The sequence below is a fragment of the Streptomyces sp. NPDC059224 genome, from assembly GCF_042754285.1.
Lineage (GTDB): Bacteria > Actinomycetota > Actinomycetes > Streptomycetales > Streptomycetaceae > Streptomyces.
Window position 1 is genome coordinate 211,792 of sequence record NZ_JBHZAN010000012.1, and the last position, 19,054, is coordinate 230,845.

The window sequence follows — 19,054 nt, forward strand, 5'->3', positions numbered from 1 at the left end:
CGGTCACCTCACTTGACTGTCGTCATGGGCAGGCGTGGGCGGAGGCCAGGAAGAGCAGGTCGGTCGCGGTGGCGTGGGCGCCGGCGCCGTGGCTCTCGTGGAACTCCTTGACACGGTGGGCGTCGCGGACGGCCCGGCTGGGCCGGGTGCGGGCGAGGGCGGTGAGCGGGAGCACCTTGCCCGGCCGGGCCGCTCCGGGCACGGCGACCCCGCCCTCCGCCAGCATCGGGATCCTGCTCAGGTGCACGCCGAACTTCTTGCCGAGGAGGCTGAAGCTGAGCTTGTTCAGCCCGTCGATCACCCGGTTCGCGAAGGCGACGAGCCCCTGGAGGGGTCCCTTGATCACCCCGGCGACGGTCTGGGCGCCGGTGGTCACGAACTGCCCCATCGCGGTGAGCGTGCGGGAGGTGGCGTCCTTGATCCGGGTGAACCCCTGGGGGATGTCCTTGGTGATCCAGTCGAGGACGGGCCGCACGGCGCTCTTCAGCCCGTTCCAGACCGCCGACACCCTGCCGCTCAGTGCGCGGGTGTCCCCGGTGGTGAGCGCCTTGAGGACGGCGAAGCCGGTGCCGATGAGGGTGCCGAGGGTGGTCAGGACGCCGGTGATCAGGGTGAGGTAGCCGGTGACGTAGAGGTTCACGGCAGCGGCGACGGCCCTGAGGACCGGGCCGAGGACGGCCAGGTAGCCGGTGACGTACTGGAGGATCAGCTTGGCGAGCTGGTCCATCAGCCGTTGCCCGGTCTCGGAGTTGAGGGCGATGTCCAGCAGCCAGCCGGCCACCGGGAGGAGCAAGCCGGTGACGAAGCCGACCGGGTTGGCGCGGGTCAGGGCATTGACGACGATCATCACGCCGGAGCCGATGGTCATGGCGGTGCCGAAGGTGTCCAGGAGACCGCCGAGGACGCCGGAGGCGGAGATCAGCGCGCCCACGATCGCGAAGACGCCGCCGAGCCCGGCTCTGAGTTTGCCGAGGGAGCTCCCGGCGCTCCTCACCCCGCCGCCGACGGACCTGAGGTCCGAGGCCGATCCGGTGGCGGTCTGTCCGGCCCTGGCGACGGAGCGGGCCGCGGTGGCGGCGTTCGCCTTGATGTTCTGGACCGCGGTGGCGCCCTGGCCTGCTGGAGCACCGACGCGGCTGAGGTCGTCGGCGGCATCCTTGACGCGATCGGAGAGGGACCGCAGCCCGGCCTGGGTCTGCTCCACCCTGGTCCGGAACGAAAGCAGGGCGGGAACGGCCCCTTTGAACGGGTTGCCTGCGACCGTGCTGCTCATCCGCGCGCCTTCGCCAGGAACATCAGCGCGTCGGCGGTGCGCTGCGGGCTGCTGGTCTCGGCCGCGTAGTAGTGCTCGATGTGGAGCGCGCCACCGTCTGCGGTGGAGCCGCTCGTGGTGCCTCGGGCGGCCGCACGCTTCAGCAGCCGGTCGAGCTTGCTGAGCGGCAGTACGGCCTCCGCCTCACCGGCCTCGGCGAGGAGCGCCGGGACACCGCCGGAGCGGGGCAGTACGACACCGCCGGTGGCCAGCGCGGGGATCCTCGGCAGGCTGACACCGAAGGTCTTGCCGCCGACCATCGGGACCCAGCCGGGGATGGAGACGTGGATGCCGTTGAGGGCGCCGATCGCCGAGTTGATGAGGCCGATGACCCCGTTGATCGGACCGCGGACCGCACCCTTGATGCCGTCGAAGGCGCGGCCGGCGATGCCCTTGAGGCCGCCCCAGATGCTGGAGAGCCGGTTCTTGACGGTCTGGAAGGCGCTCGGGATCGCGGACCTGATCCAGCTGACGACCGGCGAGACGACGGCCTTGATGCCCTTCCACACCCCGGAGACGACCGAGCGGATGGCGTTGAGCGTGCCGGTGATGATCGTCTTCCACATGGTGACGTAGGTGCGGATGACGGTGGCGACGGCCTTGACGATGGTGGTGATCGCCGTCCTGATGCCGTTCCAGACCGACTTGATCAGCTTGCCGGCGTTCTTCATGATCGGCCCGATGGCCTTCATGACGTCGCTGATCACGCTCTTGATGACCTCGAAGACCTGCTTGAGGACCTTCTGCATGGTCTTCGAGTTGGTCACCATGTCGATGACCTTGTCGATGAGCGGCTGCAGCAACTGCATGAGCAGGCCGAAGAAGTTGCCCTTCATCGACTTGTTCATCCTGTCCTGGCCCTTGGCCGCCTTGCTCGCCCCGGACTCGTACTTCCCGAGGTTCTTCCCGGCACTGGTACCGGTCTTGCCGGCCTTGCCGAGCGACTTCTCGGCCTGGTCCGACGCGGTCTTGAGCTCCTTCAACTCCTTCCCGGACCCGTCGGCGGCCGTCTTCAGCGCCTTCAGCTGACCGGCGCTCTTCTGACTGTCACTGCCGATCCCCTTGGCCGCGGTGCCGGCGCCGGAGGCCCTGGACTTGAAGTCCTCCAGCGAACCGGAGGCTTTCTTCAGGGAACTGACGAGACTCATGGGACACCTCCTTGGGAGAGAGCCGGGTCAGGCGCCGATGCGGTTGGCGGTCTCGGTGAACGCGACCCCCAGGTCCTGGAACATCCTCTTGACGTTGTCGGCGTTGCGACTCAGATCCCTGGCGGCCTCGGCGACGCCTCGCAGGGTCGTCGCTTTCGGAAGCTTTTCGTGATCGAAGGACTGGAGCTTCGTGTGGAGTTCGCCGACGGCCCCCGCCACGTCCTTGATGGTGTGTGTGGGATCCGGCTCCAGCTTTTCAGCCAGCTTCCCGATGGCGTCGGAGATCTTCTTGATCGTGCTCGCGGACTTCGTCTGTGCCATCTCGGCGTTGAACGCGTGGATTTTCGGCGGGAGTCCACTGAGTGCGGTCCTGAGGTCGTTCAGCAGCTGCGGCTGGATACCGTGCGGGTTGATGGAGACGGCGTTGTCCGCCTCGACCTGGGCGCGTGTCCGCCTGGCCGGCAGGCCGTTCTCCCCGATAGTGAAGACCTTGCCCGTCAGACGATTCGAGATCGCGTTGAGAATGGCCCCGTAGTTGAGGACCCTGTCCTTGAGGAAGGTGATCCCGGCGGCGCTCGCGAGGATGAGGATGCTCCAGCCGCTCAATTGTTTGAAAGCGTCCATCAGGTCCTTGAAGCCGATCGACTCAAGGAATGCTTCCCAGGGCTTCTTCTGCTCGTCCGGCCCATCCTTGACGGCATCAAGGATGTCCTTCTTGTCCTTTTGATTGAGATTATCACCGTTCTTCACGTGTGTGTTGAGTGTGACACTTACCGTACCGATGTCTTGCTTGAGTTCGGCGATTTTCTCCAGGACCTGTGCGTTTGAATCGCTGGCCATTTTCCACCTCACTTCGAAAGTCGATGAACGGTTGACTCTGCCGATCAGCGCCTGTTAGCTTTTTTGATTGCAGGCGGATATTCAATTGCAGAAGGGGGGGTCTGGTGAGGCCAGGCGGTGTGGTCGACCTCCTGGGAATACTTTTCGTATTCCTGGGGACGTGCAGTCTAATTCTCCAGCTGAACAGCTTTTGGGATTATCGGCGCCTGAGGAAGCTGGAGCGCAGTGGTGTGGAGGGTGCGGCAACCATTGCCCGTTGGGAGCCCGTGGGCGGACAGATGCGGCTGTACCTTCAGGTCCGCCTGTCCGGAGGAGGGTCTTCGGGCGAATTCGAAGAGGTGATGCTGGAACCGATCGGATCGCCGGGTGACGAGGTGCCCGTCATCTATGACCCGGAAAGGCCGACGCGGGCGAGAACCGGCACCCGCGGCGATATCGACTACCGCGACGAGCGCATGATGGTCTTCCTCTTCGGGTACGGCGGGCTGGCCCTGTTTGCCGCCGGGATTTTGATGGTGGCCCTGTCCCGTCCGTTCTTCTGACGGCCTTCGGCCGAAAGCGCGTGGCCGGCGCGCGGCGGCCTTCGCCGTCCTCGCGGTCCGGTCGGGTGCTCGCTGCGGCTGTCGGTCGTACCGGGCGGGAACCGGGCGCCACCACGGGTCCCGGGGGCGGGACGGTGGATCGCGCCGCCGCTTCGGGTGGTCGCGTGCTCGACCGGGAGTCGGCCCGGATGCCTCGACTGCCGGTCAGCAGCGACCCGTCGGCGGGCTGGCGGGAGGGGGCTGCGGCTGGTCGAGGCGGTGTCGCGGGGGTCGGGACGGCGCCGGGCGGTGTATGGCGAGAAGCCGGTGTGGTGCGCGTTCCCCGAGAGCGTCAGCGGCGGACGCGGCGGGCTTCGGTGAGCGCGTCGGTCCAGCCGGCCGCGTAGGCCCGGGACTCGCGGGTGAGCAGTTCCTAGTACAGCCGGTCGAGCAGTGCCTCGCGGTCGGGCGCGGGCGAGTGCAGGAGGTGGGCGAGGCGGGAGTAGGTGTCGATCGGCTGCTGCGGGAAGTTGCTCGTGCCAGTCGCCATGTCTGTCGGCCTGCTTTCCGGTCTGTCCGCTGGGCTGGTGGTACAGGTGCGCTCCTGACGCGCTCGAGCGTCTGTTCGAACTAGTGTACGAGTAATCCCGTGGTGTCGCTCCGTGTTTGCCGAAGCCGATTGGTTTCACTCTCTGTCGTCACCGGGGCCGGACCTGCGGCGATGCGGGGGTGCAGTGGATGTTGTGTCAGATCCGTGGAGCAGGATCCGGCCGTTCTCCCGTCGGTGAAGTGAAAGTGAACGGTGTGGCCTCGCAAGGGACCTGAGGGTCTGTCATACGACGGTGGACGGCCACAGGGCGGCCGTCCTCGCGCAGGGGGCGCGATGGGGCAGGGACGAGAGCAAGGCCTACGGGGTGGACGGGGACGCGGAGGCGGGTAACGCGCGGCAACGGCAGGTGATCGACTGGCTCGAACAGGCCGCCGATCTGCCACATCTCATCGCTCGTCTCTCCGAGCTGGTCCTGAGCCTCGGCCGCCGGCCGCAGGACCTGGTCGTCCTGCCGCGCGGTGAACTCGACCGGCGGGAGACGGCCGCCTACAGCGCGGGCTGGGCCGACGTGGTCGACGAGCAGCTTCCGGTCGTCCGGCGGGCGTACGAGCAACGGATCACGGCCGCCTATCTCCAGGGTCAGGAGGACGCCCGGACCGGGCGGCTGCCCCGGCGGGCCCGCAGGCCGGAAGGGCAGCCCGGCGGTGGCGGTGAGCTCATTCACCTGCCGTACGTCCAACTCCTGCGCCCGCCGTCCGAATGGAGCGGGTGGAACAGTGCGGGGAGCGGGAGCGGTTCGTCGCGGACGGCGGACCGCGGGCCGACCCCGGCGTCTGCGAGGACGCGGAGGCGGAAGTGGAGGCGGACGCGGACATGGGCGCCGGTCCCGGCACCGACACCCTGCTCTCCGCCCGCGAGGTGCGCGAGAAGCGGGTGGTGCCGGCCGCCGCCGAACGGCGTTCGGTCGTACGGCGGAACGGGCGGCCCAGCGTGCCTCCGCTGCATCGTGAGGGTGTGGCCGGCGGCCGGGACAAGGTGCGCCGGCCGGACGCCGGGAGCGGCAGGAGGAGGGCGATCCGGTGACCGGGACGCGGCTCTCGGAGAAGGCCCGGGCCCTCGCGGACGAGCTGGAGGGCCGGGCCCCCGGCCGGCGCCGGGACGAGTGACCTGCCGGCCGCAGGGCGGGTCAGCCGAAGAAGCGGGCCAGCTGCACGGCCGACGGTGCCGCGTCGGAGGCGGGCGAGGCCGCGGCCGGGCCCGGTGCGCTCTCGGCGGCCGGTGGTTTTGCGTCGTCGTACGACGGTCTCGGTACCGGCGTCGGCGGATCCGGCTGGTCGCCCTCCTCCGAGTTGACGGACGCGAACATCCAGTTCGCGGCCGCCAGATGGTCCACGGCGGCGGCCAGGAGGTGGTCGGACACCGACCACTCCGCGGCCTCGCCGTGCAGCTCCCGGTTCAGGGCGCTGTCGCGCGGCAGGTGCTTGACGAGCAGCGCCAGACGCCGGGCGGACAGCGTCTGGCGATGCCAGTCGAGCAGGTCGATGCCGTAGTAGCGGAGCAGGTCCGCTTCGAGGGCCTCGGCGTGTTCGTCCACGAACCCGACGAGGCTCAGCCTTCCCCCAGGCCGAGCCCGGTCTCCTTGCCGTAGGCCTCCAGTACGGCGGCGATGTCCTGCATGGTGACCTCGTGCTGTTCGAAACGGGCGAACTGCTTCTCGCCGAGCAGCAGCCGCAGCAGCCCGTCCACGTCGTTGTCGTCGAGCTTGCGCAGGGCCTTCGCGGTCGTGCGGGTCAGCTCGGTCGGCAGGGTGTAGCTCTCCTCGTCGATGTCGAACGACCAGGTACGGCCGAGGGCCTCCAGGCGCTGGGCGCGGGCGGCGTTGACGTCGAAACGGGTCATGGTGCTCCTTGTGTGAGAGGCGGGGGGTGGGGCGGGTCCGGGGTGGGACGGACCGAGGTGTCCGTCCCACCCGGGCGGATCAGGAGGCGGCGTACGCCGAGTCCTTCATCACGAAGCCGGCCAGCGCCGAACCGTCGGCCGAGGCCATCGCCGTGAAGGTGATGCCGAGCTGGGCCGCCGACTTGCGGGCCAGCTTGATGTCGTCGGCCGCGGTGACCTGGCCGCGCGGGATGCCGAAGCGGTAGGTGACGGCGGTGCCGTCGCTCGCCTTGACGTCCGTGAACTCCAGGCCCAGCGCCCGCACGTCGGCGAACGGACGGTCGGCGATGTCGTACTTGTAGACACCGGTCGAGCCGGTCACCGCGTCCACCGTGCCGCCGCCCATGAAGAACGGCAGCGTGTCCTCGTTGAACTGCATCAGCGAGAACTTCAGGGTCAGGTCGCGGTCCGAGTACACGAAGTGCACCGGGCTCACGGCCTGCCACACGTCCACCGGCTCCAGCTTGTCCTTCTTGGAGAAGGTCACGCCGTCACCCGAGGTGAAGCCGAGGTTCTTCCAGCTCGCCCAGTCGGTGGCGGTGTCGGTGGAGAAGGTCGTCGGCACGTCGGTGCCGGCGGTGGCGACGTAGAGGCGGCCTACGCCGGCGATGCGGATCTCGGAGGAGTTGGTTCCTGCCATGGTCGTTCTCCTTGGTGGTGGGGTCGTTGTCGGGGTGGGCTGCCGTACCGGGTCCTGTCCGGGTACGACGAAGGCCCCGCCGGGGTGGCGGGGCCTTCGGTCTGTGGGGTGGGGGGTGAGGCGGGGGCGTCAGTGGACGTCGACGTACACCTTCATCACGGTCACGTAGCGGTTGGCGGCCGAGTAGAGGTAGTCAGGCAGCCAGCGCGGGCCGTCCTGCTCCTCGACCTCCGTGACGAGGTTGGTGCCGTAGCGGTGGTCCGCCATCGACAGCAGGATCTGGCGGGCGTCGTTGGCCAGTACGTGCGCGGCCTGCTTCGTCGGGCCGTACACCTCCAGCTCGATCAGCGGCTGGTCGACATGGCGCTCGCCGACCCAGGCGCCGCCGCGGCGGTTGACGAAGACCGCGGGGGCCGTGCCGTCGAAGCCGGCCGGTGCCTGTACGGCGACGGTGGCGCCGGAGAGTCTGGAGTCGTCGTCGAGGACGTCGACGATCATCGCCTCGATGTCGGGGAACGAGGCGGGTGGGGTGGGTGTGGTCATGCCGGATCACCTCGGGGCAGCGTCGGGATGAGTGCGGCCGGCCTGCGGACACAGCTCCGCCGCTGCACCAACTGTGACAGAGAGCGTGCGCGCACGCAACTAAGTCGTGGAGGGGATCGGGGGAGAGGGGGCGGGGGAAGGGCTCAGTCGCCGGCGGTCGCCGCGTCCGCCAGGGGGCGGCCCTCCTCGTGGCCGTGTCCGACGGCCGTCGCCACCTCGGCCGGCAGGAACTGTTCCACCACGCGCACGAACATCTCCCGTCGGTCCGCCGGCACTCCCAGCAGGTCGGCCACCTCCTCGAGGGTGGGCCGGCGGCCGAACTCCGCGCTCGGCGCCGGTGCGGTCAGGTGGTCGTGCGGGTCGGCGAGTTCCTCCGCCGTGAGGCGACCGGAGCGGATCAGCATCTCGCGGACCGGGACGCCCAGCACGCGGGCGAGCCTGCGCGTGGTCTCCAGGTCCGGCATGCTCTGGCGCTGCAGCAGGCGGGTGACGGCGGCCCGGTGGACCCCCGCTTCGTCCGCTATGCGCGACTTGCCGCCGCCGCGTGGGCTGTCGATGTCGTAGCCGCGCTCGCGCATCAGGTCTTCGACCCATGCGGCGAACGACTCCAGGTCCTGACTGGTCATCTGAGGGCTCGCTTCCTTCGGAGTGCGGCAAGTTTAGCTTGCTTGCGCGCACGGAATTACGTGCTCTCGTGCAAGCAACGAGGAAAGTCCGTGCGATACGGGGAGATTCCGTGGGGGGAGGCGCCCGGGTGGTCCTGATTCTTCCATGATCGGCCGAAAGGGCCACTGGCATATTTGTTGCGAGCGCGCGCGCAATCTGTAAGTCTTGACGGCGCTCGCCTCACACCAGCCCCACCGGAGCCACTTTGGGAGGCCTCATGTCCGTCTCCGTCACCGGTTCATGTCCACCACCCGCCTGGCAGGCCGCGGCCGCCTGCGCCGGGCTCCCGCCCCGGATCGTCTTCTCCAGGAAGGTCACGGAGGCCGCGCCCGCCCTGCGGGCCTGCACCCGCTGCCCGGTGCGCCGTCACTGCGAGGAGGCCGTCGCCCCCGCCGACAACTGGTTCGACGGCGTCTGCGGCGGCCGCCTCTGGCGCCGGGGCCGTGCCGTCGCGATACCGGCCCAGCTCCTGCCGGTCATGCAGGGCCCGGTCGTACGGGGCGCCCTGCGCCGCGGAGGCTCCGTTGCCTGACCGCCGTACGACCCCTGCTTCTCCTGACGCTCCCTCCGGCGACCGCCCCGCCCGCAACGCCGCCGAGCGCGCCGCCCTGTGGATCGGCCTGCTCCTGCGGCAGTTCCCGGAGCTGTCCGTCGAGCTCGCCCCCGGCCGCGCCGCCCCGGACCACCGGCCCACGCCCGCGCCGCCGCCCGCGCACCTCGCAGGCCGGCTCCGTACGGAGCGCGCCGAGGCCCTGCGGCTCCAGCAGGTCCACGGTCTCGTCGTCCCCGGCCACAGCGCCGCCCCGCTGCGGCTGCACATCTCCGACACCATCCGGGACGTCACCGACGGCGTGGTCGAGCTCGAGGAGGCGGTACGGGAGCGGCTGGGGCTGCCCCGCGTCCGCCGCGCCTCCGTACCGGAGCGGCTGCGCCGGATCGCCGGTCTCCTCGACGACATCGCCGCCGACGCGGTTCTCGCCGCCCACGTCCGGGACGAGGCCCGCCGGATGGCCCGGCGCTGCGCCCGTGCCCTCGGTGACACCGAGACCGTCGTCCGTGTCTCCGGGCGCTGCCCCTGGTGCGACTCCGTCTCGCTGCGGGCCTTCCCGGACCGGGCCGCCGTCCTCTGCGTCAACCCGGCCTGCCGTTGCACGGACCCGGACTGCGGCTGCCACGACGACCCGGCCTGCCGGCACGCCTGGGCCGAGGGGGAGTGGCAGCGCCGATGAAGTCCACGCACACCGACCCGCCCACTCTCGTCCCCGGGCCGCTCGCCGCCCAGGAGGCCGGCGTCGCGCCGGCCACCATCAGGAAATGGGTGCAGCTGGGCCACCTCACGGCCGCCGGCAAGGCGGGCCGGTCGGCCCTGTTCCGCCTGGAGGACGTCTTCGCGGCGGAACGCACGGCGTCCCGCCGTCCGTGACGACCAGGGGTGCGCCTCGGCGCGGGCGGGCACCCGGGGGCGCGTGGGGGCTGGTCACGCGGTCCCCACGCGCCTTGCGCCACACTCCCGCCCGTCTGTGAAACCCGCCACCGGCAGCTCGCGACGCGTTCCGTTCGCGTGTCGTTCGTCTTCGTGGTATATCGGAAGGCGGCCTCGAAACCGCTGATCAGAGCCTCCGTGACCGGTCCCGGCTTCCTTGTTTTGACCGAAGTGATTGCGCTGGGTACGCTCAGACCTTGTGCCTGGGGTGTGCCCTGATCCTCGTGCGTGCCTTCAAACCGCACCGGAGTGACGAAGTGGCCACCGCGATCCGCGCCCCCTTCTGCCGTTCGGCAGGAGTCCACGGAATCCGACACACCCGACCGCGTGGGTCGGCGACGTTCCAGGTTAGCTTCACCATTCGGCACACAGAAACCGGAGAAGTAGTGCCTACGATCCAGCAGCTGGTCCGCAAGGGCCGGCAGGACAAGGTCGAGAAGAACAAGACGCCCGCACTCGAGGGTTCCCCTCAGCGTCGTGGCGTCTGCACGCGTGTGTTCACGACCACCCCGAAGAAGCCGAACTCGGCCCTGCGTAAGGTCGCGCGTGTGCGTCTGACCAGCGGTATCGAGGTCACTGCTTACATTCCGGGTGAGGGACACAACCTGCAGGAGCACTCCATCGTGCTCGTGCGCGGCGGCCGTGTGAAGGACCTGCCCGGTGTTCGCTACAAGATCATCCGCGGCTCGCTCGACACCCAGGGTGTCAAGAACCGCAAGCAGGCCCGCAGCCGCTACGGCGCCAAGAAGGAGAAGTAAGAATGCCTCGTAAGGGCCCTGCCCCGAAGCGCCCGGTCATCATCGACCCGGTCTACGGTTCTCCTCTTGTCACGTCGCTCATCAACAAGGTGCTGCTGAACGGCAAGCGCTCCACCGCCGAGCGCATCGTGTACGGCGCCATGGAGGGCCTGCGCGAGAAGACCAGCAACGACCCGGTCATCACGCTCAAGCGCGCGCTGGAGAACATCAAGCCCACGCTTGAGGTCAAGTCCCGCCGTGTCGGTGGCGCCACCTACCAGGTGCCGGTCGAGGTCAAGCCCGGCCGCGCCAACACCCTGGCGCTGCGCTGGCTGGTCGGCTACTCCCGCGCCCGTCGCGAGAAGACCATGACCGAGCGTCTGCTCAACGAGCTTCTCGACGCTTCGAACGGCCTCGGTGCGGCCGTCAAGAAGCGCGAGGACACCCACAAGATGGCCGAGTCCAACAAGGCCTTCGCGCACTACCGCTGGTAGTCGCTACCCACATCGAGACCGAGAGAAGACTGAAGCCTTATGGCTACCACTTCACTTGACCTGGCCAAGGTCCGCAACATCGGGATCATGGCCCACATCGACGCGGGCAAGACGACCACTACCGAGCGGATCCTGTTCTACACCGGTGTGTCGTACAAGATCGGCGAGGTTCACGACGGCGCCGCCACCATGGACTGGATGGAGCAGGAGCAGGAGCGTGGCATCACGATCACCTCTGCTGCCACCACCTGTCACTGGCCGCTGGAAGACGTCGACCACACGATCAACATCATCGACACCCCGGGCCACGTCGACTTCACCGTCGAGGTGGAGCGTTCGCTCCGCGTGCTCGACGGTGCCGTGACGGTGTTCGACGGCGTCGCTGGTGTCGAGCCCCAGTCCGAGACCGTCTGGCGTCAGGCGGACCGCTACGGCGTGCCGCGTATCTGCTTCGTCAACAAGCTCGACCGGACCGGTGCCGAGTTCCACCGCTGCGTGGACATGATCAAGGACCGTCTGGGCGCGCAGCCGATCGTCATGCAGCTCCCGATCGGTGCCGAGGCCGACTTCCAGGGCGTCGTGGACCTGGTCCGCATGAAGGCGCTCGTGTGGTCCGCCGAGGCCACCAAGGGTGAGATGTACGACGTCGTCGACATCCCGGCCACGCACACCGAGGCTGCCGAGGAGTACCGCGGCAAGCTGCTGGAGGCCGTCGCCGAGAACGACGAAGAGATCATGGAGCTGTACCTGGAGGGCGAGGAGCCCTCCGAGGAGCAGCTGTACGCCGCGATCCGTCGTATCACCATCGCGTCCGGCAAGTCCAAGGACATCACGGTCACCCCGGTGTTCTGCGGTACCGCGTTCAAGAACAAGGGCGTTCAGCCCCTGCTCGACGCGGTCGTGCGCTACCTGCCCTCCCCCCTTGACGTCGAGGCCATCGAGGGCCACGACGTGAAGGACCCGGAGGTCGTGGTCAAGCGCAAGCCGTCCGACGAGGAGCCGCTGTCCGCGCTGGCGTTCAAGATCATGAGCGACCCGCACCTCGGCAAGCTCACCTTCGTCCGGGTCTACTCGGGCCGCCTGGAGTCCGGCACCGCCGTGCTGAACTCCGTCAAGGGCAAGAAGGAGCGCATCGGCAAGATCTACCGCATGCACGCGAACAAGCGTGAGGAGATCGAGTCGGTGGGCGCCGGCGACATCATCGCCGTCATGGGTCTGAAGCAGACCACGACCGGTGAGACGCTGTGCGACGACAAGCAGCCGGTGATCCTGGAGTCCATGGACTTCCCGGCGCCGGTCATCCAGGTCGCCATCGAGCCCAAGTCCAAGGGTGACCAGGAGAAGCTGGGTGTCGCCATCCAGCGTCTCGCGGAGGAGGACCCCTCCTTCCAGGTTCACTCGGACGAGGAGACCGGCCAGACCATCATCGGCGGTATGGGCGAACTGCACCTCGAGGTGCTGGTCGACCGGATGCGCCGTGAGTTCAAGGTCGAGGCCAACGTCGGCAAGCCGCAGGTCGCCTACCGTGAGACGATCCGCAAGGCCGTCGAGCGCGTGGACTACACCCACAAGAAGCAGACCGGTGGTACCGGTCAGTTCGCCAAGGTGCAGATCGCGATCGAGCCCATCGAGAGCGGCGACGCCTCGTACGAGTTCGTGAACAAGGTGACCGGTGGCCGTATCCCGAAGGAGTACATCCCTTCGGTGGACGCCGGTGCGCAGGAGGCCATGCAGTTCGGCATCCTCGCCGGGTACGAGATGACGGGCGTCCGCGTCACGCTTCTCGACGGTGCCTACCACGAGGTGGACTCCTCCGAGCTCGCGTTCAAGATCGCCGGCTCGCAGGCCTTCAAGGAGGCCGCGCGCAAGGCGTCCCCCGTGCTCCTCGAGCCGATGATGGCCGTCGAGGTCGTCACGCCCGAGGACTACATGGGTGACGTCATCGGCGACATCAACTCCCGCCGTGGCCAGATCCAGGCCATGGAGGAGCGGTCCGGTGCCCGCGTCGTGAAGGGCCTCGTGCCCCTCTCGGAGATGTTCGGTTACGTCGGAGACCTCCGCAGCAAGACGTCGGGTCGCGCAAGCTACTCGATGCAGTTCGACTCCTACGCCGAGGTTCCGCGGAACGTCGCCGAGGAGATCATCGCGAAGGCCAAGGGCGAGTAACGCACCGCGCTACGACGCTTTAGGCTTGACCCCGGAGCCTCACGGGCCGTTCCTCCGCATTCGTGGCGGAATGGCCCGGGGCCCGGGAACCAACAGCAAAGATCACCTGGCGCCGATCGAATCAAGGCGTACAGAACCACTCCCAGGAGGACCCCAGTGGCGAAGGCGAAGTTCGAGCGGACTAAGCCGCACGTCAACATCGGCACCATCGGTCACATCGACCACGGTAAGACGACCCTCACGGCCGCCATTACCAAGGTGCTGCACGACGCGTACCCGGACCTGAACGAGGCCACCGCGTTCGACAACATCGACAAGGCGCCCGAGGAGCGTCAGCGCGGTATCACCATCTCCATCGCGCACGTCGAGTACCAGACGGAGACCCGTCACTACGCCCACGTCGACTGCCCGGGTCACGCGGACTACATCAAGAACATGATCACCGGTGCCGCGCAGATGGACGGCGCGATCCTCGTCGTCGCCGCCACCGACGGTCCGATGCCGCAGACCAAGGAGCACGTGCTCCTGGCCCGCCAGGTCGGCGTGCCGTACATCGTCGTCGCCCTGAACAAGGCCGACATGGTGGACGACGAGGAGATCCTGGAGCTCGTCGAGCTCGAGGTCCGTGAGCTCCTCTCCGAGTACGAGTTCCCGGGCGACGACCTGCCGGTCGTCAAGGTCTCCGCGCTCAAGGCCCTCGAGGGCGACGCCGAGTGGACCCAGTCCGTCCTCGACCTGATGAAGGCCGTCGACGAGTCCATCCCGGAGCCCGAGCGTGACGTCGACAAGCCGTTCCTGATGCCGATCGAGGACGTCTTCACGATCACCGGTCGTGGCACCGTCGTCACCGGTCGTATCGAGCGTGGTGTCCTCAAGGTCAACGAGACCGTCGACATCATCGGCATCAAGACCGAGAAGACCACCACCACGGTCACCGGCATCGAGATGTTCCGCAAGCTGCTCGACGAGGGCCAGGCCGGTGAGAACGTCGGTCTGCTCCTCCGTGGCATCAAGCGCGAGGACGTCGAGCGCGGCCAGGTCATCATCAAGCCGGGTTCGGTCACGCCGCACACCGAGTTCGAGGCGACCGCGTACATCCTGTCCAAGGACGAGGGTGGCCGTCACACGCCGTTCTTCAACAACTACCGCCCGCAGTTCTACTTCCGTACCACGGACGTGACCGGCGTCGTGACCCTCCCCGAGGGCACCGAGATGGTCATGCCGGGCGACAACACCGACATGAAGGTGGAGCTGATCCAGCCCATCGCCATGGAGGAGGGCCTGAAGTTCGCCATCCGTGAGGGTGGTCGCACGGTGGGCGCCGGCCAGGTCACCAAGATCAACAAGTGATCTCGGCCCGCAAGGGCTGACCAGGCAGGTATCTGAAGGGGCTCGTACGACTTCGGTCGTACGGGCCCCTTCGCCGTTGGCGTTCCGCCGCGAGCGGGCCGGGGGAGCCGGTGCCGCTGCCCCACGGCGTCGGCCGGAACGGCGCGGGGGTGCCGGCGTGGCCGGTGACGGGCGGCTGGGGAAGGCGTGGCCACGGCTGGAGTACGGAGTGACCCCGCTGTCGGCGGGTGGGGCCACGGTGCGGGCGTATCCGTCCCCGCGACGGGGCGCTCGGGCCCCATGCGCCCCATGCGACTCACAGCTCCCCTGTCCGCGGGCCGGGGCCGATCGGACGGTATCCCGCGCACGGTGGGCCGGGCGGTATCGCCTGGAGTTCTGGGCGGTGGACCCCACGGTGGTGGTGCAGCGGCTGCTGATCGACACGGGCGGGCTGAGCGTGATCTGCCGGGCCGACCGGAGAGCCGGCGGCTGTGAGGTTTCTCAGTCCCGCGGTGCGAAGAGCAGGTTCCGGGTGTGGGCGGGCCGGGGCTCGCGCCAGTGCACCAGCGTGCCGTCGGCCTCGGTGATCCAGTGGGCGTCGTAGCCGAGCGGTGCGAACTCGGCGAACAGCTCGTCGAGGGAGGCGTCGACCAGGGCCTCCAGGACCAGGGTCGGCCGGTCGCGCTTGAGCACCTGACGGGCCCCGTGCAGCACCGACATCTCGTGGCCCTCCACGTCGATCTTGACGAGGTCCAGCTTGGTGTCGGCGAACACCTCGTCGAGCGTGACCAGCCGGATGCGCTTGAGCTGGGCATCGGGAGCGGCGCCCTCCAGGGTCGAACCGGTGGACAGCAGGTTCCCGGAGAACCGGACACTGATGTCGGCCCAGCCGGGCTCGCTGGAGACACCGGCCTGGTAGAGCTTGACGTTCGGGACGCCGTTGGAGCGGACGTTCACGGACAGCCGGGAGTGGATCTGGTCGACCGGCTCGAACGAGTGCACCTTCGCCTTCGGGCTCGCATGGGCCGCGATCATCGAGAAGTAACCGACATGGGCGCCGACGTCCGCGATCGTCGTGCTCCGCGCCGCCAGCCGGGCCCAGGTGGCGAGGGTGCCGGGCTCGTAACCGAACGTCCCGTTCCACAGGGTGTCCATGGCCACCGCATCGTCGTTCACGCAGAACATCACGAACGGCGGACAGTACGGCGAATCGATCTCGACGTAGCCGCGGTACGGGAACTTCTTGCGGTGCACGCGGATGATGTCGCCGGTGGAAACGGGCCGGACCGATGGTGCGTGGGCCAGCATGCGGGCATTGGCTGCTTCGACCTCGGGAATACGCATTGGGCGATGGTAAAGCCAAGGCCAGAGATTGTCACAGGGTGCGGAAATATTCCGTAAGGACCGCTCGCAGGCAGGTGCGAGCCGTTATTCAGCGCGGCAACCGCTTCGAATAACGTGGAATTCACCTTTCCTTTTCCTGAAGTGGATCGGCCTTCGGGCCGGGTGGAGATTTCCCGGTTCACGTCACTCGGCATGTCCGTGAGCCCTTACGGTGCGGAGTGACGGCGTCGTCACGCACCGTGGAGGCGGCGCGTCGTCGTGGCACGGTCGTTCGGCGGAGGAGCGTGGGATGAGTGTGGACGGCGTGGCGGAACGGCTCAGGAGCGAGGCGGACGAGCCGGGTTGGGAGGTGGATCCCGACGACGAGTGGGGCGTCGCGGTGATCGCCACGGTCGGGCGCCAGCTGAAGCTCCGGCGGGAGGCGGTGGAGATGCGGGCCGCGGAGTTCGGGGAGGCGGTCGGCTACGGGGAGGACATGGTCTACAAGATCGAGGGCGGAAAACGGATTCCCCGGCCGGAGTATCTGGACAGGGCCGACGAGGTGTTGGACGCGGGCGGGCTGCTTTCGGCGATGAAGGAGGACGTGCGGCGGGTCCGGTATCCCAAGAAGGTACGTGACCTGGCGCAGTTGGAGGCGAAGGCGGTCGAGTTGCAGCTCTACGATCCGCTCCACATTCACGGGTTGTTGCAGACGCCCGAATACGCGCGCGGGCTGCTTCTGATGCGTCGCCCGGCGTACAGCGGGGACGAGGTGGAGCGGTTCATCGCCGCGCGGGTGGCCCGCAAGGCCGTCTTCGAGCGGGACCCGGCGCCCGAACTCAGCTTCGTTCTGGAGGAATGGACGCTGCGGCGGCCGCTCGGCGGACGGGCGGTGCTCCGTCAGCAGCTGGAACACCTGCTGGAGGCGGCCCGGCTGCGGAACGTCGAGCTCCAGGTCATGCCGATGGACCGCGAGGAGCACGCGGGGGTCGACGGCGGGATCGAGGTGCTGAAGTCCGAGGACGGTTCGGCGGTAGGGCGCTCGCCTGCGGTGTCGGGCGGCCGACCGGTGTCCGATCCGAAGCAGCTCCGTATCCTTGAACTGCGGTATGGCATCATCCGGGCGCAGGCGCTCACGCCGCGTGAGTCGACGGCCTTCATCGAACAACTGCTGGGGGAGACATGATCCGCACGACCACGGCCGAGGACGCCTCCGGTCTGACGTGGTTCAAGAGCAGCTACAGCAGCGGCAGTGAGGGCGACTCCTGCGTCGAGGTCGCCACCACCCCCGACACCATCCACATCCGCGACTCCAAGAACCCCCCTGCCCGCGGCCCCCGCCTCGCCTTCCCGTCCGCCGCCTGGACCGCGTTCCTCTGCTGCGCGGCCGTGGCCGGCGGCGAGTGAGGTACGTCCGCGAACTCCTGGCGCCGTTCGGGGGAGTGGTGGCCGCCGGCGCCGCGACTGCCACCGGCGCCTGGTCGCTCGCGGACGTGTCGGCCGGTGCGTTCCTGGCGGAGAGACGGCAGCGGTGGACCGTCTCCTCGCCGCCGTCTGCGCGCTCTGCGCCCTCGACGAGGACGAGGCGAGGGCGGCCGCCGACGAGACGGGCTGCTTCCGGGACTACGAGCTGTCTCCGCCGGATCTCGTCCTCTGGTCCGCCGCGTCAAGGCCGGCCACCGCTCGTACGACGAGGGGCTGGAGGAGTCGCTCACGAGTCCATCGGAGCGGAGCTACCGCCATGTCGGCCCCGCCGAACCGGCCGTCGCGGCACCGGGGTCCACCGGCACCGGGACCCGCATCACGTTTGCCGCCGATGTCGACTCGTGGGCCGGACGGCGGCCGCCGACGGAGCCGGCCGAGCCGTTCACCTACGCCGTCGGCCTCGACGGCGGGCTACGGCTGGCTCCGCGCCGGAGCGAGCACGTGGCCTGTGCGGGAGGCGCGATGGCACTGGGCGCCGGAGAGATCACCTTCGTACGCGAGGCGGGGCACTGGCTGGTCGGTGAAGGCAGCGACCGGTCGACGGGCTGCCGCCCCGTCGTCACGTCCTGGCCCGCGGTCGCCCCCGCACTCGACCGCATCCCGCTCGGCCACCCCGCCCGCTTCACGCACGAGGCCTGAGCGGCCGCTACTCCGCCTTCGGGCCGCCGCCACCCTGCTGCCGTTCCTCCGGCCGTACCGCGTCCTTCGCCTTCTTCGCGAGGTCGTCGTCCAGCTTCTTGAACTCGCGGACCACGGTGTCGGACATGTCGGCGAGCGAGTCGATCTGCTTGCTGATGTCCTCGCGGCCGTCGTGCCAGTTGGACTCGAAGTCGTCGAGGGCGTCGTAGACCGTACCGCTGCCGATGTCGTCCCGGTAGGACTCGAACATCTTCTTGGTGTGGTTGAGACGTTCCTTGATGGAGCGCAGCTGGCGGCCGTAGTCCTCCAGCTCGCTCAGCGGTATCGCGAGGTCGCTCTTGCCTTTGCCCACGTGACCGTCCCCCCGTTCGCGCATCTCGTAGTCTGGGCCGCACCGTATATCAGATCACCGGAACGGGGACGACGTACACCATGGCCCGCTACATAGAGACGCTCACCGTCGAGCGCGGCGGTTTCCGGATCAAGGTGCCCGAGTCGTGGTGGGAGTTCGACGTGCGGCCGGAGTCGCGGGACGACTCGATCCGGCGGATGGTGGACGAGCGCGTGGCCCAGCATCCGGAGCTGGCCCCGTACCGGGACACCTACGTCACCTTCCTGCGCAAGTCCGCTGCCGACGCCTGGAAGTCGGGCGCGCTGTACTGCGGTTGCATGGCGGAGAGCTTCGGCGGGGACACGCCGGTCACGGGCTCGGTCACGGTGTCGCTGGTCGGCGGCCGCACCCGCGAGGGCGCGCCGCTCTCCAACGACCCGGCCGCCATCGCCGCCCAGCTCGCGCCGAAGGAGGCGCACCGGGAGGGCGACTCCTGGCGCAAGGTGACCACCGTCGACATCCCCGGCGTGGGCCCCGCCGCGCGCACCTACGGCATCGAGGACATCCAGATCCCCGAGGACAGCCTGGGGCGCACGATCCGCGCGGTCCTGATGCAGACGTTCATCCCGGTCCCCGGGCAGGAGGGCAAGGTGGCGCTGGTCGCCGGCAGCAGCCAGGTCCTGGACCTGGCCGACTCCTTCTTCGACATCTTCGACGCGATCACGTCGACGTTCCGCTTCGCGGACCGGGGCTTCACCTCGAACGGCCGTTCCTTGTAAGTTCGCTTGTGCACAGGCGTGTTGACGGTGCTTACGCGACGGGGGTTGCGGGGACATGGCGGGGTATCGGCCGGCGGACTGGCATCCACTCGACCTCGACCGGGACCCGACGCCCGGGGATCCGCAGCGT

23 protein-coding genes are annotated in these 19,054 nt (G+C 68.7%); 13 read left to right on the forward strand and 10 right to left on the reverse strand.

What is annotated here, in order from left to right; translation table 11 throughout:
- Window positions 1-22: 22 nt before the first annotated feature.
- The 3 genes from ACFXI4_RS15400 to ACFXI4_RS15410 are packed head-to-tail and all read right to left on the reverse strand — an operon-like array spanning window position 23 to window position 3,300.
- Window positions 23-1,273: a tape-measure protein gene (locus ACFXI4_RS15400; RefSeq protein WP_384990664.1), complete on the reverse strand. Its 1,251-nt coding sequence runs from the start codon at window positions 1,271-1,273 to the stop codon at window positions 23-25.
- The gene (locus ACFXI4_RS15405; RefSeq protein ID WP_384990666.1) at window positions 1,270-2,460 is read right to left on the reverse strand and encodes a phage tail protein; all 1,191 of its coding nucleotides are present in this window, start codon (window positions 2,458-2,460) and stop codon (window positions 1,270-1,272) included. Before ACFXI4_RS15405 ends, ACFXI4_RS15400 begins: the two co-directional genes overlap by 4 nt.
- Window positions 2,461-2,487: 27 nt before the next feature.
- Complete coding sequence (locus tag ACFXI4_RS15410) at window positions 2,488-3,300, reverse strand: hypothetical protein (RefSeq protein WP_384990668.1); 813 nt, start codon at window positions 3,298-3,300, stop codon at window positions 2,488-2,490.
- A 119-nt stretch (window positions 3,301-3,419) separates the two neighbouring features.
- Here ACFXI4_RS15410 and ACFXI4_RS15415 point away from each other — a divergent pair, with 119 nt between their 5' ends.
- Complete coding sequence (locus ACFXI4_RS15415; protein WP_384990670.1) at window positions 3,420-3,842, forward strand: DUF3592 domain-containing protein; 423 nt, start codon at window positions 3,420-3,422, stop codon at window positions 3,840-3,842.
- A gap of 1,297 nt (window positions 3,843-5,139) precedes the next feature.
- Window positions 5,140-5,454, forward strand: a complete 315-nt coding sequence (locus tag ACFXI4_RS15420; RefSeq protein ID WP_384990673.1) for a hypothetical protein — start codon at window positions 5,140-5,142, stop codon at window positions 5,452-5,454.
- 103 nt (window positions 5,455-5,557) lie between these two features.
- Here ACFXI4_RS15420 and ACFXI4_RS15425 read toward each other — a convergent pair whose 3' ends face one another.
- The 5 genes from ACFXI4_RS15425 to ACFXI4_RS15445 form a co-directional block, all read right to left on the reverse strand.
- Window positions 5,558-5,914, reverse strand: a complete 357-nt coding sequence (locus ACFXI4_RS15425; RefSeq protein ID WP_384990726.1) for a hypothetical protein — start codon at window positions 5,912-5,914, stop codon at window positions 5,558-5,560.
- A 65-nt stretch (window positions 5,915-5,979) separates the two neighbouring features.
- Window positions 5,980-6,270 (reverse strand): hypothetical protein, encoded by a 291-nt coding sequence (locus tag ACFXI4_RS15430; RefSeq protein WP_384990675.1) that lies wholly within the window; start codon window positions 6,268-6,270, stop codon window positions 5,980-5,982.
- Window positions 6,271-6,349: 79 nt separating this feature from the next.
- Window positions 6,350-6,949: a phage tail protein gene (locus tag ACFXI4_RS15435; protein ID WP_384990678.1), complete on the reverse strand. Its 600-nt coding sequence runs from the start codon at window positions 6,947-6,949 to the stop codon at window positions 6,350-6,352.
- A gap of 129 nt (window positions 6,950-7,078) precedes the next feature.
- Window positions 7,079-7,492: a hypothetical protein gene (locus ACFXI4_RS15440; protein WP_384990680.1), complete on the reverse strand. Its 414-nt coding sequence runs from the start codon at window positions 7,490-7,492 to the stop codon at window positions 7,079-7,081.
- A 143-nt stretch (window positions 7,493-7,635) separates the two neighbouring features.
- Window positions 7,636-8,118, reverse strand: a complete 483-nt coding sequence (locus tag ACFXI4_RS15445) for a helix-turn-helix domain-containing protein (protein ID WP_384990683.1) — start codon at window positions 8,116-8,118, stop codon at window positions 7,636-7,638.
- Between the two features lie 257 nt (window positions 8,119-8,375).
- On the opposite strand from ACFXI4_RS15445, the gene ACFXI4_RS15450 reads away from it, so the two are divergent.
- The 7 genes from ACFXI4_RS15450 to tuf all read left to right on the forward strand — a co-directional run bounded on the left by ACFXI4_RS15450 (window position 8,376) and on the right by tuf (window position 14,388).
- Window positions 8,376-8,690 carry a WhiB family transcriptional regulator gene (locus ACFXI4_RS15450; RefSeq protein WP_362716979.1) on the forward strand — a complete coding sequence of 105 codons (315 nt, stop codon included), beginning with the start codon at window positions 8,376-8,378 and terminating at the stop codon, window positions 8,688-8,690.
- Window positions 8,683-9,387, forward strand: a complete 705-nt coding sequence (locus ACFXI4_RS15455) for a hypothetical protein (protein WP_384990686.1) — start codon at window positions 8,683-8,685, stop codon at window positions 9,385-9,387. The genes ACFXI4_RS15450 and ACFXI4_RS15455 overlap by 8 nt, the downstream gene beginning before the upstream one ends.
- On the forward strand, window positions 9,384-9,581 hold the full coding sequence (locus ACFXI4_RS15460) for a hypothetical protein (RefSeq protein ID WP_384990688.1): 198 nt from the start codon (window positions 9,384-9,386) through the stop codon (window positions 9,579-9,581). Before ACFXI4_RS15455 ends, ACFXI4_RS15460 begins: the two co-directional genes overlap by 4 nt.
- A gap of 446 nt (window positions 9,582-10,027) precedes the next feature.
- A complete protein-coding gene (gene rpsL, locus ACFXI4_RS15465) occupies window positions 10,028-10,399 on the forward strand; it encodes a 30S ribosomal protein S12 (RefSeq protein WP_003948652.1) in 372 nt (123 codons plus the stop codon).
- A 2-nt stretch (window positions 10,400-10,401) separates the two neighbouring features.
- Window positions 10,402-10,872, forward strand: coding sequence for a 30S ribosomal protein S7 (rpsG, locus tag ACFXI4_RS15470; protein WP_007384059.1), 471 nt, complete (start codon window positions 10,402-10,404; stop codon window positions 10,870-10,872).
- Between the two features lie 39 nt (window positions 10,873-10,911).
- Window positions 10,912-13,038: an elongation factor G gene (gene fusA / locus ACFXI4_RS15475; RefSeq protein WP_362716989.1), complete on the forward strand. Its 2,127-nt coding sequence runs from the start codon at window positions 10,912-10,914 to the stop codon at window positions 13,036-13,038.
- A gap of 156 nt (window positions 13,039-13,194) precedes the next feature.
- Window positions 13,195-14,388 carry an elongation factor Tu gene (gene tuf / locus ACFXI4_RS15480; protein ID WP_351693772.1) on the forward strand — a complete coding sequence of 398 codons (1,194 nt, stop codon included), beginning with the start codon at window positions 13,195-13,197 and terminating at the stop codon, window positions 14,386-14,388.
- Between the two features lie 480 nt (window positions 14,389-14,868).
- Here tuf and ACFXI4_RS15485 read toward each other — a convergent pair whose 3' ends face one another.
- Entirely contained in the window at window positions 14,869-15,711 is an 843-nt protein-coding gene (locus tag ACFXI4_RS15485; RefSeq protein WP_384990692.1) for an FkbM family methyltransferase, read from the reverse strand.
- A gap of 289 nt (window positions 15,712-16,000) precedes the next feature.
- Between ACFXI4_RS15485 and ACFXI4_RS15490 the strand changes: the two genes are divergently transcribed.
- From ACFXI4_RS15490 to ACFXI4_RS15500, 3 genes are all read left to right on the forward strand, one after another.
- Window positions 16,001-16,876, forward strand: a complete 876-nt coding sequence (locus ACFXI4_RS15490; RefSeq protein ID WP_384990695.1) for a helix-turn-helix domain-containing protein — start codon at window positions 16,001-16,003, stop codon at window positions 16,874-16,876.
- Window positions 16,873-17,097 carry a DUF397 domain-containing protein gene (locus tag ACFXI4_RS15495; RefSeq protein ID WP_384990697.1) on the forward strand — a complete coding sequence of 75 codons (225 nt, stop codon included), beginning with the start codon at window positions 16,873-16,875 and terminating at the stop codon, window positions 17,095-17,097. The genes ACFXI4_RS15490 and ACFXI4_RS15495 overlap by 4 nt, the downstream gene beginning before the upstream one ends.
- Before the next feature lie 540 nt (window positions 17,098-17,637).
- Window positions 17,638-17,814 carry a hypothetical protein gene (locus ACFXI4_RS15500; protein WP_384990699.1) on the forward strand — a complete coding sequence of 59 codons (177 nt, stop codon included), beginning with the start codon at window positions 17,638-17,640 and terminating at the stop codon, window positions 17,812-17,814.
- Window positions 17,815-17,821: 7 nt separating this feature from the next.
- On the opposite strand, the gene ACFXI4_RS15505 is transcribed toward ACFXI4_RS15500, so the two are convergent.
- Window positions 17,822-18,166: a hypothetical protein gene (locus tag ACFXI4_RS15505; RefSeq protein WP_384990702.1), complete on the reverse strand. Its 345-nt coding sequence runs from the start codon at window positions 18,164-18,166 to the stop codon at window positions 17,822-17,824.
- An 80-nt stretch (window positions 18,167-18,246) separates the two neighbouring features.
- On the opposite strand from ACFXI4_RS15505, the gene ACFXI4_RS15510 reads away from it, so the two are divergent.
- Window positions 18,247-18,924: a hypothetical protein gene (locus ACFXI4_RS15510; protein ID WP_384990704.1), complete on the forward strand. Its 678-nt coding sequence runs from the start codon at window positions 18,247-18,249 to the stop codon at window positions 18,922-18,924.
- Window positions 18,925-19,054 lie beyond the last annotated feature (130 nt).